General features: G+C 66.1%; 17 protein-coding genes. 9 read left to right on the top strand and 8 right to left on the bottom strand.

Going from position 1 to position 17,330, the window contains the following annotated elements:
• Positions 1–89 precede the first annotated feature (89 nt).
• The 4 genes from ACFQDH_RS10765 to ACFQDH_RS10750 form a co-directional block, all read right to left on the bottom strand.
• Positions 90–674 (bottom strand): arsenate reductase/protein-tyrosine-phosphatase family protein, encoded by a 585-nt coding sequence (locus ACFQDH_RS10765; RefSeq protein ID WP_382401137.1) that lies wholly within the window; start codon positions 672–674, stop codon positions 90–92.
• Between the two features lie 104 nt (positions 675–778).
• Complete coding sequence (locus ACFQDH_RS10760; RefSeq protein WP_382401135.1) at positions 779–1,381, bottom strand: arsenate reductase/protein-tyrosine-phosphatase family protein; 603 nt, start codon at positions 1,379–1,381, stop codon at positions 779–781.
• An 87-nt stretch (positions 1,382–1,468) separates the two neighbouring features.
• Entirely contained in the window at positions 1,469–2,044 is a 576-nt protein-coding gene (locus ACFQDH_RS10755; protein ID WP_382401133.1) for an arsenate reductase/protein-tyrosine-phosphatase family protein, read from the bottom strand.
• A 300-nt stretch (positions 2,045–2,344) separates the two neighbouring features.
• Entirely contained in the window at positions 2,345–2,932 is a 588-nt protein-coding gene (locus tag ACFQDH_RS10750) for an arsenate reductase/protein-tyrosine-phosphatase family protein (protein WP_382401130.1), read from the bottom strand.
• A gap of 172 nt (positions 2,933–3,104) precedes the next feature.
• On the opposite strand from ACFQDH_RS10750, the gene ACFQDH_RS10745 reads away from it, so the two are divergent.
• Positions 3,105–3,569 carry a holo-ACP synthase gene (locus ACFQDH_RS10745; protein ID WP_382401128.1) on the top strand — a complete coding sequence of 155 codons (465 nt, stop codon included), beginning with the start codon at positions 3,105–3,107 and terminating at the stop codon, positions 3,567–3,569.
• Between the two features lie 18 nt (positions 3,570–3,587).
• Here ACFQDH_RS10745 and rfbD read toward each other — a convergent pair whose 3' ends face one another.
• The 4 genes from rfbD to ACFQDH_RS10725 all read right to left on the bottom strand — a co-directional run bounded on the left by rfbD (position 3,588) and on the right by ACFQDH_RS10725 (position 8,066).
• The gene (rfbD, locus tag ACFQDH_RS10740) at positions 3,588–4,418 is read right to left on the bottom strand and encodes a dTDP-4-dehydrorhamnose reductase (protein WP_382401126.1); all 831 of its coding nucleotides are present in this window, start codon (positions 4,416–4,418) and stop codon (positions 3,588–3,590) included.
• A complete protein-coding gene (rfbB, locus tag ACFQDH_RS10735; RefSeq protein WP_382401124.1) occupies positions 4,418–5,419 on the bottom strand; it encodes a dTDP-glucose 4,6-dehydratase in 1,002 nt (333 codons plus the stop codon). The genes rfbD and rfbB overlap by 1 nt, the downstream gene beginning before the upstream one ends.
• 80 nt (positions 5,420–5,499) lie before the next feature.
• Complete coding sequence (locus tag ACFQDH_RS10730; protein ID WP_382401122.1) at positions 5,500–7,047, bottom strand: hypothetical protein; 1,548 nt, start codon at positions 7,045–7,047, stop codon at positions 5,500–5,502.
• The gene (locus ACFQDH_RS10725) at positions 7,044–8,066 is read right to left on the bottom strand and encodes an NAD-dependent epimerase/dehydratase family protein (protein WP_382401120.1); all 1,023 of its coding nucleotides are present in this window, start codon (positions 8,064–8,066) and stop codon (positions 7,044–7,046) included. Before ACFQDH_RS10725 ends, ACFQDH_RS10730 begins: the two co-directional genes overlap by 4 nt.
• 498 nt (positions 8,067–8,564) lie before the next feature.
• On the opposite strand from ACFQDH_RS10725, the gene ACFQDH_RS10720 reads away from it, so the two are divergent.
• The 8 genes from ACFQDH_RS10720 to ACFQDH_RS10685 all read left to right on the top strand — a co-directional run bounded on the left by ACFQDH_RS10720 (position 8,565) and on the right by ACFQDH_RS10685 (position 17,325).
• Positions 8,565–9,578, top strand: a complete 1,014-nt coding sequence (locus ACFQDH_RS10720) for a nucleoside-diphosphate sugar epimerase/dehydratase (RefSeq protein ID WP_382401118.1) — start codon at positions 8,565–8,567, stop codon at positions 9,576–9,578.
• 88 nt (positions 9,579–9,666) lie between these two features.
• Entirely contained in the window at positions 9,667–10,125 is a 459-nt protein-coding gene (locus ACFQDH_RS10715) for a sugar transferase (protein ID WP_465253876.1), read from the top strand.
• Positions 10,125–10,601, top strand: a complete 477-nt coding sequence (locus ACFQDH_RS10710; RefSeq protein WP_382401114.1) for a holo-ACP synthase — start codon at positions 10,125–10,127, stop codon at positions 10,599–10,601. Before ACFQDH_RS10715 ends, ACFQDH_RS10710 begins: the two co-directional genes overlap by 1 nt.
• 137 nt (positions 10,602–10,738) lie before the next feature.
• The gene (locus ACFQDH_RS10705; RefSeq protein ID WP_382401112.1) at positions 10,739–13,195 is read left to right on the top strand and encodes a glycosyl hydrolase 2 galactose-binding domain-containing protein; all 2,457 of its coding nucleotides are present in this window, start codon (positions 10,739–10,741) and stop codon (positions 13,193–13,195) included.
• Positions 13,196–13,411: 216 nt separating this feature from the next.
• Positions 13,412–14,995, top strand: a complete 1,584-nt coding sequence (locus tag ACFQDH_RS10700; RefSeq protein ID WP_382401110.1) for an amino acid adenylation domain-containing protein — start codon at positions 13,412–13,414, stop codon at positions 14,993–14,995.
• A complete protein-coding gene (locus ACFQDH_RS10695; RefSeq protein WP_382401108.1) occupies positions 14,992–15,402 on the top strand; it encodes a homoserine O-acetyltransferase/O-succinyltransferase family protein in 411 nt (136 codons plus the stop codon). The genes ACFQDH_RS10700 and ACFQDH_RS10695 overlap by 4 nt, the downstream gene beginning before the upstream one ends.
• Positions 15,378–16,034, top strand: a complete 657-nt coding sequence (locus ACFQDH_RS10690) for a homoserine O-acetyltransferase/O-succinyltransferase family protein (RefSeq protein ID WP_382401106.1) — start codon at positions 15,378–15,380, stop codon at positions 16,032–16,034. The genes ACFQDH_RS10695 and ACFQDH_RS10690 overlap by 25 nt, the downstream gene beginning before the upstream one ends.
• Positions 16,024–17,325: an O-acetylhomoserine aminocarboxypropyltransferase/cysteine synthase family protein gene (locus ACFQDH_RS10685; RefSeq protein WP_382401104.1), complete on the top strand. Its 1,302-nt coding sequence runs from the start codon at positions 16,024–16,026 to the stop codon at positions 17,323–17,325. Before ACFQDH_RS10690 ends, ACFQDH_RS10685 begins: the two co-directional genes overlap by 11 nt.
• Positions 17,326–17,330: the final 5 nt, after the last annotated feature.

Below are 17,330 nucleotides of genomic sequence, written 5' to 3'. Positions count from 1 at the left end.
GCTCCATATCTCATACTCCCGCGGACACATTAGCTGGTGCCGCTCGTATTCCCGCACTCAGTCTTCGATAGTGGCCGAGCGGCCGGCCATCAGCGACTGACGGCGACCTCGTGTGCGGAGCGCACGATGCGCGGAAGGACCTCGCCCACCTGCGCTGCCATGGACGCAAAGACACTGTCGTCCTGACGGAACGGGTCGACGATGCCGGAGTCCTCGGCGACGCGTGCGCCGACCTCGCCGCGCGCGGACTGGGCGCGGGCGGCCAGCTTGACGACCAGCGGCGCTCCGGACGACTCGAGGAAGGATGCGTGCCGCAGGTCCGCCGCCGCGACCAGATCACTGAAGTCGTCGACAGCGTGCGTGTAGCGCAACGCCTTCGGCTCGAGCTGGACCACCTCGCGCCGGTGCTCGCGCGTCGCGGTCAGCACCAGATCGGCTTCGGCCAGCATGACGGGAGTCAGCTGCCGCGAGACGAAGTCGTCGGTGCCGATGCCGGCGTCCTTCAGCAGGCGTGCCGACCCCGGGTCCATGGGCTTACTGACCAGCGCACGGGTGCCTGCGCTGGACACCTCGACGTCGAGGCCGCGCATCCCGACCGTGAGCAACCGCTCGATGTAGGGCGACCGGCATACATTGCCGGTGCACACCACCAAGATCCGTCCACCTGCGCTCACCGGCTCAATGTAACCGAGGCCAGTTGAGGCCGCGGTCTCGATACACCTCCCCCGCTTCGCTCCTCCGGCACTCGACCACCTTGGTTTCGCTCACCGGGGCATCGTCACGAAGCCCTGGTGTGCGCCCGACCCGAATAGAGGTGTGTCACCGCAGTGACCACCGGCGGCAGGGCATCGTCGATCTGCTGCTGCATCTGTTTGAAGGCGCGGTTGCCCTGACCGAACGGATCCACGATGTCCGCCTTGTCCGCCGACCGCGGGGTGATGCGCCCGAGGTGCCGCGCTGCGCCGCTGACCAGCAACCCCAGGGGTGACAGGTCCGGCGGATCCATGAACGACGGCTGCAATTGCGCGAAGTCCAACTGCGCGACGATGTCGCTGAAGTCGATCAACGCGAAGGTCTTGCGCAGCCCACTCGTCTCCATGCGCACGACCTGGGTGCGCTGACTGCGGGTCGCCGTCAGGATCAACGTGGACTCCCGCACCAGATCGGCGGTCACCTGCCGAGCCGCGAAACCGTCGGCGTCGATGCCGCCGGCTGCGAGCAACTCGTCAGCGCCGGGATCGACCGGCTCCCCGACCAGCGCCTCGGTGCCTGCGCTGCCGATCCGCACCCAATCGGCGAGCGCGTCTCGCAGCGTGAATTCGACGTACGGAGAACGACATACATTCCCGGTGCACACGACGAGGATGAGATCAGGCAACATGACTCCAGCTTGGCACCGCCGCCTGCAACGCTCCTGAGAAATTGCTCTCAGTGGCTGTGCTCAGTGGGCGCTGATCGGCTCAGTCGGTCACCAGTGCGCGTAGAGGTCCGCGGCCGAGATGACGTCGTGCGCGGCACCCACGAGGCGCGGCAGGACCGCTCCGACCTGCTGTGCCATCGCGGCATACTCACGGCCACGCTTCTGGTACGGGTCCACGATCGCGGCGTCAACCGCACGACGCGCTGTGACTTCGCCGCGGCCGGTGATGGCGCGCGCTGCCAATTTGCCAACCCGGGTTGCGTTCGCGGCTTCCGTGATCGTCGGGTTGCCCAGGTCGGCGCCGGCGACCAGGTCACCGAAATCGATGAGGGCGTGGGTGTAGCGCAGCGCCTTTGGCTCCAATCGCACGACTTCGCGACGGATCTCGCGCGTCGCAGTCAGCACCAGATCGGCATCCCACAACATCTCGGCCGTGAGTTGCCGTGCGACGAAATCGCCGGGCTCGATGCCTGCTTTCCTCAGCAGCCGCGCTGAGTCATCCTGCATGCCCTGACCGGCCAGCGCGGCGGTGCCTGCGCTGGACACGTCGACGTCCAAGTCGCGCAAGCGGGCCGCGAGCAACCGCTCGATGTATGGCGATTGGCAGACATTCCCCCTACACACCACCAAAATCCGCCCAGCGTCCTTCAATGTCCCCACCCTTCCCAGTGAATCGCTCTATGAACTCTCACGGGGGGCCGTCACCAAACCTCGACCAAGCCCTTCCGCAGACGCGCAGAAGGGCACGAAAAAGCAGCAGGAGGAAGAGGCAGAGACCGAAGAGCTGAAACTAGGCCCAATGGTAATGCTTCGGCAAAGATCAAGTAAAGCCGTCGACGCCAACCTCGGGAGAACTCGCGGACTTTCTTCACCGCTGCAAGATCGTGCCGGTAGTGGCGACCACCGTGCCCGGACGAACGCGGCTCAGCAGCTGACGGCAACCTCGTGGGCGGCACGGACAATCCGCGGGAGCACTTCGCCGACCTGTTGTGCCATCAACATGAAGACACTGTCCGGTTGCCGGAACGGGTCCACGATCCCGGAGTCCTCCGCCACGCGGGCGGCGACCTCGCCGCGCGCGGACTGGGCGCGCGAAGCCAGCTTGGCGATCATCGGTGCGCCCTGCGACTCGAGGAAGGATGCGTTCCGCAGGTCCGCCGCCGCGACCAGATCACTGAAGTCGTCGACAGCGTGCGTGTAGCGCAACGCCTTCGGCTCGAGCTGGACCACCTCGCGCCGGTGCTCGCGCGTCGCAGTCAGCACCAGATCGGCCTCGGCCAGCATCGCGGGAGTCAGCTGCCGCGCGACGAAGTCGTCGGTGCCGATGCCGGCGTCCTTCAGCAGGCGTGCCGATCCCTGGTCCATGGGCTTACCGGCCAGCGCACGGGTGCCTGCGCTGGACACCCCGACGTCGAGGCCGCGCATCCCGACCGTGAGCAACCGCTCGATGTAGGGCGACCGGCATACATTGCCGGTGCACACGATCAGGATCCTGCCCTGCTCGTTGGTCACGTCATCTCCTTCACGGCTGCGCCGGGCCTGGTGAACACCGCCGGTTTTTTGTGAACTTGATCGGTCGCAGCATTTTGCCTAGCCGCGCCAATCATGCGAACCTTACCCTTTCTTTACCCACCGTCGGAGCCGGTCGGGTACCACGCACGGAAACCCACTGGGAGAGGGCTTGATGACTGACACGGACCCGCGGTCCCCGTCCGATGCGCGGCACTCACGTGCGCTCCCTTTCAATGTCCGCGTCGGCACCGAAACGCGAGATGTCAGCTCAGTTGAGGCATCCATCCGAAGGCACGGCCGCACATTTCTCGACCGCACCTTTACGGCACAGGAGATTCACACGTGCGGCGGTTACGACACAGAGCCACATCTGCTCGCAGCCAGGCTCGCCGGACGCTTCTGTGCGAAGGAAGCCGCTCTGAAGATGTTGCGTCCGACGGCGATCATGCCCGAGTGGCTCGACATGGAGGTCGTCGGTGTGCCCGGTGGATGGCTCAGGCTGAACCTGACCGGAATCGCACTGCAAATCGCTGAGGAGCGTGGGATCGGCGACGTGCAAGTGTCGATCTCACAGGACGGAAGCGTCGCGGTCGCGACGGTCATCGGCGTCGAGCGCTCGCTGGACGAAGCTGGTTGACCAGCGGCGGTCGCTCGCTCAGTGGTCGCAGGCCACCAGATACTCCGCGAGAGCCGCGTCCCAACGCCGAACTGCCGGGCCGGCGTCGTGTCGCAGCACGCTCAACGCCGGGCGGGGTGCCGGCCGCGGGAAATCCGCTGTCGTGCAGGGCTTCACGCGCTCCGGGTCCCACCCGGACAACCGGAAGATCTCCCGGGTGAAGCCGCACCATGTCGTCGTCCCGTCCGACGTGCCGTGGTAGTAGCCGCCGGGCTTCCCCGAGGTGACGAGCTCGACGACATACGCCGCCAGATCCTTGGTCCAGGTGGGCTGACCGATCTGGTCATCGACCACGTTCAGGGTGTCGTGCTGACCGGCCAGGCGTTGCATCGTCTTGACGAAGTTGGGGCCGTGCTCGCCATACAGCCAGGCAGTGCGCACGATCAGCGCGTCCGGGTTCGTGGTCCGGATGGCCCACTCCCCCGCCGCCTTGGTGCGCCCGTAGGCCGACCGCGGCGCCTGCGGGTGATCCGGCGCGTAGGGCTCAGTGGCGGTGCCGTCGAAGACGTAGTCGGTGGAGATGTGCACCATCCGGGCGCCGGTCTCCGCTGCGACGAGTGCGACGTTGCGAGCGCCGGTCGCGTTGATGGCGAAGGCTTCCGGCTCATGGGATTCCGCGTCATCGACCGCAGTCCACGCCGCCGCGTTGACCACGACATCGAAGTCCCGCATCGTGTCGCGCACCGCATCAAGAGACCGGATGTCGCACTCGGCCGAGCCGACTGCGACGACGTCTTCGCCGCGTTCCTGCAACAGCAAAACCAGGTCGGTGCCGAACATGCCGCGGCCACCGGTCACCAACCAGCGCATCAGCTGATCACCGATTGGCCGGTGTATTTCGCTTCCGCTGCGGCCTTCTGCGGGCGCCACCAGGCTTCGTTGGCGCGATACCAGTCGATGGTCGCGGCCAGGCCGGCGTCGAAGTCGGCGAACTCCGGTGCCCAGCCAAGCTTTTCGCGCAACATGGTCGAGTCGATCGCGTAGCGCCGATCGTGTCCCGCCCGATCGGTGACGTGGTCGTAGTCGTGAGCGTCCTTGCCCATGCCGGTCAGGATCTGCTCGATGACCTCTTTGTTGTTCTTCTCACCGTTGGCTCCGATGAGATAGGTCTGCCCGATCTCGCCGCGCTCCAGGATCGTCCAGACCGCGCGATTGTGGTCATCGACATGGATCCAGTCACGCACGTTGAGCCCATCGCCATACAGCTTGGGGCGGACGCCGTCGATGATGTTGGTGATCTGCCGCGGGATGAACTTCTCGACGTGCTGGCGCGGGCCGTAGTTGTTGGAGCAGTTGCTGATCGTCGCGCGCACCCCGAAGGAGCGCACCCAGGCGCGGACCATCAGGTCGCTGCCGGCCTTGGTCGAGGAGTAGGGACTACTCGGGTTGTATGGCGTGGCCTCGGTGAAACGCCCCGGATCGTCGAGCTCGAGATCGCCATACACCTCGTCGGTCGAGATGTGGTGGTAGCGCACTTCGTGCTTACGGACCGCTTCCAGCAGGGTGAACGTGCCGATCAGGTTGGTGCGCACGAACGGCGACGGGTCGGCGAGCGAATTGTCGTTGTGCGACTCGGCGGCGAAGTGCACGACCGCATCGGCGTCGGCCACCAGCCGGTCCACCACCTCAGCGTCCGCGACGTCGCCCTCGACGATCTCGATTCTGTCCTCGAGACCGGCCAGCGACGCACGGTCTCCGGCATACGTGAACGCATCCAGCACCGTCTGCTGCACGTCGGGCCGCGTCGCCGCGGTCAGGTGCACGAAGTTGCTGCCGATGAAGCCGGCTCCGCCGGTGACCAGGATGCGCATGTTCGGAATGCTAACCGGGCGTGCGACCGGCCGGCCGGGTGTGACCCCGACCGGCCGGCGCGTGTCGACCAAGTGCCCGATTAACCTGCCAGGGAAAGGCAATCGCTCGGCACACCGGTCGGCACGTCATAGACAGCCGCCCCCGCCTGCTGCCACCAGATCGCGTTGCGCTGCACCTGGTCACCGGCCAGTTGTGGACTGGTAGCGAAAAGCGCCAGATCTGGATGATTGCTCATGCCGGCGGCGTAGACGACCGTCGACGCAAGCGTGGGGTCCGCCGCCAGGCCGGCGAGATCTACATGATCGGGGACGCCACCGATGCGCGCGAGCGCGACCAACATGTCGCCCCGCGAATCAGGAACCGTCTCGAGCAGATCGACCAGTTGGTCCCGTTGCCCGGGGACCGCCAGATAACCCAGCGCATGTCCGGCGGCCTCCGCCGCATAAGGACCTGACGGCGTCCGTACCTGCTCCAGCGCGACCTTGACGATGATCCCGCGGTAAGGACTGACACCGAGCAGCGTGGACGAGTGGTGCCTGCGCTCGAGGAAGTCCGGCGACAGCGCCTCCCGGAGCAGCCGGTCGAGCATCGGGTCGTCCAGACCCGACTCCTGCAACGCGGCGGACCGGTAGGTGCTCAGGGCGGTCGGGCTCTGCACCCGGGCCCCGGCGGCCGTTGGTGCCGGGTAGTACCCGAGCCGCGTAACTACCCGCTGTGTCAGATCGGCCGAAATACGTTGTGCCACATGGAATGCAGGCTCACCACGCTCCGGCCCGTCTGTTGCCGCGTCCAGCACTACTCTCACGATCGCCGGCATGAAGGCCGCAGGCATCCGGCCGTTGCAGATCTGGGCGAGCATCGCGTACGCCGCACCCCACAGCTGCTCACCCTCGGAGTGCGCGAAGTGCTCGACCACCCAGTGCAGCAGCTCCGGATCTCGACTGTTACCCAAGACCGGGATCACCTTGGACACCGACTGCGCGCCGGGCTCCGCGATCGCCCTTGCCACGACATCCAGCACGACACGGCCCGTTGCCCGGTCGGTCAGCAGCAGGTCGAGGGCGTAGGACCGCGTGGTGTACGCATGACGCACCGCACGCATCGTTTCTGAGACCAGTTGCTCCACCCAGCAGTGCAACATCGACGGTGGCACCAGTGGACCGTCCGGCCGGGTCAGGGCGTCCGCGAGATGGATCCAATCCGTGCCGGCCATTGAACCCGCAGCCATCGACTCCTCCCACTCGCCCAGCGCATCACTCAACGCTGTCCGGGACACGTTCTGCGGCCCTTCCGGGGCGAGCGCCGGACCGAATGCCCGATCGATGCCTAGGCACACCCCGAGCAGGCTCCCCGCTGGCAGGTCGAGGGTCTTCTCGTAGGCCAGCACGACTGCCGTGGGAACAGGCTCCACACCGGTCTCGTAACGGCACAGTGTGCTCGGCCCGAGCGCACACCCCTGTGCACGCAACATCTCGACGAAACGGCCCGCCGGGCCGGGCACGGCGGCCAGCCGGCTCAGCCGCAGCAGCCAGGCGATGCGCCCCCGCGCATCGACTTTCACACCGCGCAGTGGCGTAGTGTCCTCGGGGATCACGACCGGGCGTCCGCGGCCGGGCACCCAGGTCATCGCCGTGCTCCACTCGCGAAGACGCGCCCGTCGCGCGCGCTGAAGCCGCCGACAGGAGCGCCGTTGATCCGATCTCGAACCCGCGGCGCAGTCTCGCGAGATGGATGATCGCGTAGCACCGCTTCCAGGAGCTCGGGAGCCAGCGAGCTGTGCGGACCGAACCCGGCGCGCACATCGAGCACGAGGGGCTCGCCGCCCTCTCTGCTACGCAACGACACCTCGGCCGGCCCGGTCAAGCCGAGTGCCCGCACCGCGGCTTGGGCGACGCGTTCGACCTCCGGCATTGTGTGCTGGGCGATGGTGTACTTTGCGCCGATCTCGCCGCCGTCGAGAATCGCTTCCTCGAGCACGATCGTCAGCCGGCCCTTGCCGTCCAGCGGTCGATAGACGACGGCCTTGTATGTCGTGCCAGGCACGAACTCCTGCACCAGCAGATCGTCACCGACCGAAGCCCAGTCGACCTCGGAGGGGTGGTCCACCAGCACGGTTGGCTGGTCGCCGTCGACCCAGCGGGAACGCAACATCAGCGCACCGCTCACGATCGACTCAGACTTCGTGGGGTGGGCGAAGTCACTCGGGACTCCGAAGTCCGGCACCCCGATGCCGTGTGACCAGAGGGCCCAGGCGGTCATCAGCCGGTCCTGCGCGGTGGCCGTCGGTCCCGGCCCCGCCACCACAACGTCGACGCGATTGCCGAACGCCATGCGGCCGGATGAGATCGCCGACAGGTCAACGGAATTGGCCGGTATGACGAGGTCGATGTGCTCGGTGCGGATCAACCGGGCAAGCGCGGGCATCAAGCCCGGCATACCGTCCGCCACATGACACGTAGCCGACGGAATGTCCATCGGGCGGGTGTCGAAGCAATGCACTTGAAACCCACGCGCAATCAGCTGCTGCGCTAATGACTTGCCGGCTACGCCCGCAGCCCCCGTGACAAGGACGGAGCGACGCACCCTCGCGCCCTGCGCCTTGTCGAGCTCCGCGAACGACCGACTCTGCTGAACTATGGATGACATCTACTACCCCTGGCGGCTGTGCTGACGAAACGAGTAACGCCGCAGGCCCAAAGCGGAGGGGGCGGACAAGCAAACTGCGACGCGCTACAACCTGGGGTGCGTCGCGGTCATCTACGGGTCGGAGCGCTGCCCGACCTGACATCTGGACTTCTACAGGTAACGTTTACGCAACGTACTCGTTTAAGGTTTCTAGAACAAGCCTTTACGCAAAATTTACTATTTTTGTGGTTTGCTTCGCCTTTACAGAACTCATGTTCCCGCTGATTGCAACGCCTGTCGCCTTCTTGCGATGCTCCGCAGCCGACGCAAGACGCCGGCGACGGACGGCCGCGCGGCACGCGACGAGCGTCCCAGCCTCCACTCGACCCGTCGTCTCTACGACTTTTTGCAGTGCCCTCAGCTGTTGCGCAATACGTCGGCGCAATCTCCACCCCGTCCCTAATGTCCGAAGTCGTGCGCCACGCCTCCAGTGGCGGCGCCGTGGGGAAGGAGCGAGGGGTGTCGTCAAGAGCGGAGTTCACGGTCGCCCACGAGCCGCTGGGACGTATACAGCTGCACGGTGTCGATCTCACGAGCATCGGGCCGGTGGGTACCGCGCCGCAGGTCGCTGGCGAGGCAGCGTCGGTTGCCGTTCCGGTCGCGATGGGCGAGCAATTCACAGCCACCGGCTCGCCCGGCTGGGCAATCGCATACCGGAAGCGAGCCGTGTTGACCGACGCGCTCACCGCCTTGTGCGTCGCCATCGTCGCGACGAGGATCGCCGGAATCACACCAGAGTGGAACCGGCCGGTGGCTCTCTTTTACCTCGGGACCACGATCACCGCCCCGCTCCTGTGGCCCGTGATGATCGCCCTGGGGCGCGGCTACGATCGCAAGCATCTCGCAACCGGCACCGGGGAGTTCCGCGCCATCGTCTCAGCTGCGGTCCGCTTGCTCGCCATCACTGGACTGTTGTCCTATGCGACATACAGCGGACGTCCGTTGTTGTCCCGGTATGCCGTGCTTTTCTTCTTCACTGTGCTACCGACGGTCTCGTTGCTGCTGCGGCACGAGCAACGACGGCGCATCTACCGGCGGAGAGCCGACGGCCATGCAAGCAGCCGGACCCTGGTTGTCGGACATGACGACGCCGTCAACCATCTCCTCGCCGAGTTGGAGCGTGACCCGGGACATGGCCTCGCTGCCTCGGCGTCCTGCAGGCTTCCGCGCCACCTACTGTCCGACCCGGTTGAGCACGTCATGGAGCAGATCACGCTGACTCGTCCTGACGTTGTCATCCTGACCTCACCTTCGGGCCTTGCACCGAGCGCAGTTCGACGGTTGTCCTGGCTCCTCGAGGACGAAGACGTCGACCTCATGGTGTCCCCGGGCCTGCTTGACGTCGTCGGCCCGAGGCTGTCGATCCGTCCGGCGGCCGGCCTCCCCTGCTCCAAATGGAAAGACCCGGAATCCACGGCCTTCGCGCGAAGTACAAGTCGGTCTTCGACCGGATCGGGGCCACGCTTCTCCTGATTGTTGCTCTGCCCATCATGCTGGTGATCGCGGCGCTGGTCCGTCTTGACTCCCCGGCAAGGTGCTGTTTCGACAGCAGCGGATCGGCGTGCGAGGCGAGCCATTCGAGATGCTGAAGTTCCGCTCGATGGTCCCCCACGCGGAGAGCCTGCTCGACAGCGTGCGGGCCACGCAGGACGACGGCAACGGTCGGCTCTTCAAGAGCCACCTGGACCCCAGGATCACCCGGGTCGGCCGAGTCCTTCGCAGGTTCTCGCTGGACGAATTGCCACAACTGGTCAATGTCGTCCGCGGCGAGATGTCGCTGGTTGGCCCTCGTCCGCCGCTGCAGAGCGAGGTCGATGGATACGAGACCGACGTGATCCGTCGCCTGCATGTCAAGCCCGGGCTGACCGGCCTGTGGCAGGTGAGCGGTCGCAGTGACCTGTCCTGGGAGGACTCGGTCCGGTTGGACCTCAGCTACGTCGACAACTGGTCGATTCTGCTGGATCTGCAGATCTTGTGGCGGACCGTACGCGCGGTGACCAAGCCGGAAGGCGCCTACTGATGACCAAGACTGCCGACATCTTCCCGACGCCCAGTCGCCACAACCTGTCGCTCGCGGACAGTCCGTTCGTGCTTCGGGTCGGCATCGACGTGCAGACCGTGTCGGCCGTCGCCGACTCCATCCAGCGCCACGGACGACGCTATCTCGATCGGGTGTTCAGCCCACAGGAGGTCGAGACGTGTGGCGGGTATGACGCCGAGCCGCATGAGCTCGCTCCGGGCCTGACGGCACGGTTCTGCGCGAAGGAGGCTGTGCTGAAAGCACTACGCCCCCTCAACATCATCCCGGAGTGGCGCGACATCGAGCTGGTCCGGATGCCCGGCGGCTGGGTTGGTGTGAACCTCGTTCGTGGCGCCAAGACGCTCGCGGAGGAGAACCACCTGCTCAACTTCGAGATCTCCATGTCGCACGACAACGACATCGCCATGGCAACTGCAGTTGCCATCGGCTTTCGACAGCCGGAGGACGAGTCATGACTCTGGGGAGGACACAGCAATGGAAGCGCGCATCAAGTCTGTCCTGACGGCTTACGGCACGGCGCCGCCGTTCCGGTGGTCATGACGCTGCTCGCCGAAATGGCCGATAGGCCCTTCACTGCCGCATTGGTCGGGTCGTGAACGCGGGGACCGATCTGCTCACCGGCGCCTGTTGGGAGTGCGCCCCTGCGGATGTGGGGTCGGCCGCCGCCCCGGAGACGGGATGGATTCCCGCGCCGGTGCCCGGAACCGCCGTGCAGGCACTGCAGCTTGCCGGGGACCCTGGGGCCCTGATGCGCAACTACGACGGCGAAGACTGGTGGTGGCGTTGTGAATTCAAGGTGCAGAAGGCAGGGCGGCACACCCTGACGTCCGGTGGAGTGGCGACCTACGCAGAGCTGCTGGTGGACGAAGAGGCGGTCATCGACACCTGCAACATGTTCGTCGGTCACCGGATCGTGTTGAACCTCGGCAAGGGTCCGCACACGCTGCTGGTGCACTGCCGCTCGCTGCAACCCATCCTTGACCGGCGTCATCCGCGGCCGCGCTGGGAGAGCCCCGACCTGGAGCACCAGAACCTGCGCTGGATCCGCACCTCACTGCTCGGCCGGCAGGTGGGTGGGGTGCCGACTCCCGCTCCCGTCGGGCCGTGGCGGCCGCTGACCCTTCGCCGCTCCGACGCCGTGGACGTCCGGACGACTCGGCTGCGCGCCGACTGCGCGGTGGACGGGTCGGGAACGGTCGAGGTGACCGCCGAACTCACCGGCTTCTCACACGCCGTCCCCATCGAGATCCGGGTCGGCGACATCACCGCGCCGTGTCAAGTCACCAGACAGCGGGGCGTTGTCACCTTGCGCGCACGGGTTCACCTCCCGCGGGTCGAACGCTGGTGGCCGCACACCCACGGTCGGCAGCCGCTGTACGACGTCACCGTCGAGGCCGGGGACCTGCAACTGACAGTGGCCCGGGTGGGGTTCCGCACCATCTCCGTCGATCGCACCGACGGCGCATTCACCTTGCTGGTCAACGACATTCCGATCTTCGCGCGCGGCGTGTGCTGGTCGCCCACAGACCCGATATCGCTCCAGGACGGGCCGCTGCGTCAGCACCTGGAGACCCTGCGCGACGGCGCACACAACATCGTCCGGATCCGTGGCACCGGGGTCTATCCGAGCGATGACTTCCTCGACCTGTGCGACGAACTCGGCCTGTTGATTTGGCAGGACTGCATGCTCGCGTTCTTCGATGCACCCGACGACGCGGAATTCAGCACCGAACTGCGCACTGAAGTGGAGCAAGTGCTGCGGGCCTTCGAGGGGCGACCCAGCCTGGCCGTCGTGTGCGGAAGCAGCAACGCCGAGGAACGGGCCGCCTACCTGGGTCTGCCACCGGACAAATGGGTCGCCGCAGTCGCCGCCGAGCTCATCCCACACCTGGTCGACGAGTTCGCGCCGGGTACGCCATACGTGCGCAGTTCGCCGAGCGAGAGCCCCCTGCCGAGCATGGTCAGCTCGGGCCCGTCCCACTACTACGGCGTCGGCGCCTACCTGCGACCGACGACGGATGCGCGGCGCGCCGGCGTACGCTTCGCGTCCGAATGCCTGTGTATGGCGTGCCCGGCCGAGGTCGAGGACAGCATCGACGGGGTCGTGGCGCAGCATCGCATCGGGCACCACCGTGCGTGGAAAGCGTTGATCCACAGGGGTGCCCAGTCGTCATGGGACATGGAGGACATCCGCGCGTGGTACACCCGGCACCTCTTCGGACTGGACCCGATCGAGATCCGACGGACCGACGGCGAGCGGGCAGCAGCGATCGGGCGGGCGACGGTCGCGACCGTCTTCGACGACGTGCTATCCGAATGGCGCCGTCCCGGCTCACCCTGCGCCGGCGCGATCGTCTTCGAGGGACACGACGTCGGCTTCGGTGGTGGCATCGGCATCGTCGACGGGCACGGACGACCGAAGGCGCCGTGGTACGTCATGCGACGACTGATGCAACCGGTCGCGGTGATGATCACCGACGAAGGCGTCAACGGCCTCGGCATACACGTGGCGAACGACGGACCGCAGCCGTGGGACGGACAGTTGCGCATCGACCTGGTGCGCGAGAGCGAGCAGATCACCGACTCGGTGACGGTGCCGGTGCACGCACCCGCGCCCGGGACGACCGTGGATCTGGCGACCACACTGGGCAGCTTCCGGGACATCAGCTACGTGCACCGCTTCGGCCCGCCGTCATACGACGTCGTCGCCGTGACGCTCGTCGCGCCGGACGGCTCGGAGGTGTCGCAGGCGAGTTTCCTTGCCGGTGAACGCCTTCGGCCGATCGACGCTTACCTGGGGCTGGAGGCGACCGCGCGTCAGGGAGCCCCCGAAGAATGGGTCCTGGACGTTTCGACCGCACGCTTCGCGCAGTGGGTGCAGGTGTGTGTCGACGGCTGGCAGCCGGAGGACAGCTGGTTCCATCTGCTGCCCGGCGTCGTCCGCTCGGTGGCACTGCGCCGGCGTCCGGACGCGCTGCCCGGGCCGCCCCGCGGAGACGTCACCGCACTGAACGCCGCGCACGCGGCCCGGATCGCGGTGGCGATGTGATCGACACATCCACCTGGTTCGGACCGGCAGACCGAGCGCTGTTCGGATGGTTGTGCACGAGACGATCCGTCGGACGGCGGCTAATTGCACTCACCATCGCGCGGGTCAATAATCCGGGCCACCTGCTGACTCGAACCCTAATCTCCCTTCTACCTTGAGTGGGCAGATCGCCGCCGAGGTGCACGTGCGATGCGGTCAGCTTGGAGGCGGGGACTGATGGACACCAGTTGGGGTGACGGTGCGCCACGCAACGAGGCCGGCGACGGCGTTGAGGACGTGCTTTCTCGTGTGTTGCGACATGCGTGGCAACGCCCTGAGGCACCGGCAGTCTCGGACGGTCGTCGTCGGCTCACCTTCGGCGAACTCGCTGATGAGACAGCGCGTTTGGCAGCCGGCCTGTCCAGTCGCGAGGTGGGCGCCGGCGATCGAGTGGTGCTCGTCCTCGCGAACTCGGTGGATTTTGTTGTCGGGGCGCTGGCCTGCATGTGGCTGGGCGCCACGTGGGTCCCAGTGGACATTGACGACCCGCCCGAGCGCCGGCTGTCCATCCTCGCCGACTGCGAACCGCGCCTCGTGCTCACGGCATCGCAGGATCAACCAGAGGCACTCCCAGGTCACGTGACGCTGGTGGATGCGATGGGTGGTTCCACGAGCCGGGCACCGGATCCACTGACGGATGCGTCGCTGAGCGCCTACGCCATCTACACCTCCGGCACCACTGGAGCCCCGAAAGGTGTGATGATCCCTCGTTCTGCCTTCGCCCACGGGGTCGCTTCTGCGGTCGAGGCGCTCGGGCTGGATGCCACCAGCCGTGGCATGTGCGTTTCGGCATTCCACTTCGATGGGTCGTACGGCGGGTTGTTTCCCCCGCTGTATGCAGGTGGGTCCGTGGTGATCCCACTTCGGGACTCACTGCTGTTCCCTCGTGTGTTCGTCCGCACTGTCGAGCGCGAGGGCGTGACATCGAGCACCTTCTCCCCAAGCTATCTTCGGCTGCTGCTGGGCAGTTCCGATCTCGATCGGCTCGCCACCACGACACTGCGGGTGATCTCTCTCGGAGGTGAGGCGTGCTCGGCCAGCGACGTCCGCGAGCTGCTCGCGGCGGTCCCGCAGTTGCGCGTCTTCAATCAGTACGGCCCGACCGAGACGACGATCGCGGTTACCCATTTCGAAATCGCCCAGAACTCGCTGCAGTCCGGAGAGTTCGTGCCGATCGGCGTCCCCCACCGCGGGGTCCGGTTCTACCTCCTTGACGAGCACGGCGATGTCGTCGAGGAGTCCGGCCGGCCGGGCCGGCTGTGCATAGGCGGGTCTCAGCTGATGTCGGGGTATTGGCATGCGCCGGGCCTCACTGCGGAGGTGTTACGTGACGACGTCGTTCCTGGCGACCGAGTCTTCCTGACGGACGACCTTGCCGTGCGGGACGACGCGGGCTGTTACCGGTTCATCGCCCGAATGGGTGGCTACGTCAAGCGCAATTCTGTGCGCATCTCGCTCGTCGAGCTGGCCGAGACGCTCAGAGGGCTCGATGACGTGTCAGACGCCGTTTGCGCGGCATACCAGGGAGAGGGGGCCACGACGTGCATCGCTGCCTTCGTCGTCACCGATCCCGCGACCACCATCGCGAACGTGCGAAACCGCGCCTGCGATCGCATCCCGCAGTCGATGGTCCCGGACGTCTTCCACGGCGCCAGCCGATTACCGTTGAAGCCTTCCGGGAAGATCGATGTCGATGTGCTCCTCACGTCGATCGGCCTGACCGGGATCCACCCGCAAGACGTGAGCCAGGTCGGCGCATGACGACGCTGACGGCACTCGCGCCGACTTCTGAGCGCCGGGTCCCGTCGTCCCACGAAGACGCGTCGTTCCACCAGGACCCTTCGTCGCCGGCTCCCCCTGCTACGCGACCGCTCCAGGTCGCCTTCGTCAACAACATGCCGGACGCAGCGTTCTGCACAACAGAACGACAGTTCTGCAGACTGCTGCAGTGCACCGGGACCGACATTCTGATGCGGCCCTACGTCCTCCCTAGCATTCCTCGCAAGCCTGTGCTCAGCAACTACATCCAGGAGCACTACAGCAATCTGGACGAGCTGTGGGACAGCGCGCCGGACGCACTCATCGTCACTGGCGCGAACCCGCACACGAGCATGCTCTCGGAGGAGCGCTACTGGCGTGATCTGTGCGGAGTCCTTTCCTGGGGGTGACCCACACTTCCTCGCTGATGCTCTCCTGCTTGGCCACGCACGCAGCGTTGCTGCACTTCGCCGGCGTGAGCCGCACGCCGAGCGAGCGCAAGCTGAGCGGCGTCTTCCAACAGAATGTCGTGCAGGGTAGCCCGCTCACGATGGGCCTGCCCGCTTCAGTGCGGGTGCCGCATTCGAGGAAGAACGGTGTTGCGCGGGAGGTTCTCGAGGCGGTCGGGTACGACGTCCTCATCGGCGCCGGACAGGACGTCTGGACGGTCGCTACCAGGCAGATGTCCGGGTGCCTGATCGTTGCCCTGCAAGGACATCCTGAGTATGACGCCCCGACTCTCCTTCTTGAGTACCGCCGCGATGTGCAGCAGTTCCAGTTGGGACGGCGGGAAGACCATCCCGACATTCCGGTCGACTATCTGGACCTCGCATCAGTGGACCTGCTGGCCCGATATCGCGAGCGGTGCGTCGCAGCGCGCCGTGCGGGCAAACCTACTGCGGCCTTCCCTTATGACGACGTGATGTGGCGCGTGACGTCGCCGTGGAAGTCCACGGCGAGCGTGCTGTACGGGAACTGGGTCAACGAAGTATGTCGGCGGTCCGAGTTGCCGCCAAGGAGGAGGGGTAACCGTGCACGATGAAACTGCGGTGCTGCACTTTGGGTTTCCGTCCGGGCAGGAGTCAACCAGAGCAACGTCGGTGCCGATCTACCAGACGGTGGCGCACGACTTCGAGAGTGCAGCGCACGCCGGAGCGATCTTCGACATGGAGATACCCGGGTTCCATTACAACCGGCTCAACAATCCCACCAACAGCGTCCTCGAAGACCGCATGGCCGAGTTGGAGCGCGGCACCAGCGCCCTGACTGTGGCTTCGGGGACAGCGGCGATGAGTTACGCGGTGTTGAACGTTGCATCGGCCGGATGCAACATCGTGAGTACTCCTCATTTGTACGGGGGGACCTACACGTACTTCGCGCATGTCCTGCCAACCTTCGGCGTCGACGTGCGGCTCGGCGAAAACGCCAGTCCCGAGGCCATCGCGAAACACGTCGATGCAAACACACGGGCGATCTTCTGCGAATCGATCGGCAACCCGGCCGGAGATGTGACCGACCTGGACGGTTTGGCGCAGGTCGCGCGAGAGCACGGTGTCCCCCTGATCGTCGACAACACGGTGCCTACGCCGTTCATGCTCAAGCCGATCCTGCACGGGGCGGACGTCGTCATCCACTCGCTGACCAAGTTCATCGGCGGGCATGGCACGACGCTGGGAGGTTGCATCATCGACGGTGGTTCGTTCGACTGGATGGCGCACGGCGGCCGATTCCCGATGTTCTCCGAGCCCGACGATGCCTTCCATGGCGTGACATTCGGCGAGGCGTACCCACGCGACGCGTTCGTGGTGCGCGCACGCAGCGTTTGTCTGCGCAACACAGGCGCGACGTTGGCTCCTTTCAACGCCTTCCTCATTCTGCAGGGTCTCGAGACCTTGCCCGTGCGTTTGGAACGCCATGAGAAGAACGCCCGTCGTCTCGCCGAGTACCTGGCGCAGGATGACCGTGTCGAGTGGGTGAGCTTCGCCGGCCTGCCCGATGACCTGAACCGGCCGATGGCGCGCCGGTACCTAGGCGATCACGTCCCGTCGATCATCACCTTCGGACCTCGGGGCGGGTATGACGCAGCCATCGCGTTCCATGACTCGGTCCAGCTGTTCAAGCGCCTGGTCAACCTCGGCGACGCGCGGTCGCTGGTCAGCCACTCGGCATCGACGACACACAGGCAGCTCTCGCCGAGTGAACTGCGTGACGTCGGTATCCGGCCGGAGACAATCCGGCTGTCGGTGGGACTGGAGCACATCGAGGACCTGCTTGAGGACGTGGATCAGGCGTTGACCCTCTCCCAGGCGGTCGTGAGCGTTGCCGGGCAGTAACGAAT

Source organism: Flexivirga alba (assembly GCF_042661025.1).
In the GTDB taxonomy this organism is placed as follows: Bacteria; Actinomycetota; Actinomycetes; order Actinomycetales; family Dermatophilaceae; genus Flexivirga; species Flexivirga alba.
The sequence above is the reverse complement of the archived record's forward strand: the minus strand, read 5'-3'. Positions and strand labels throughout refer to the sequence as shown.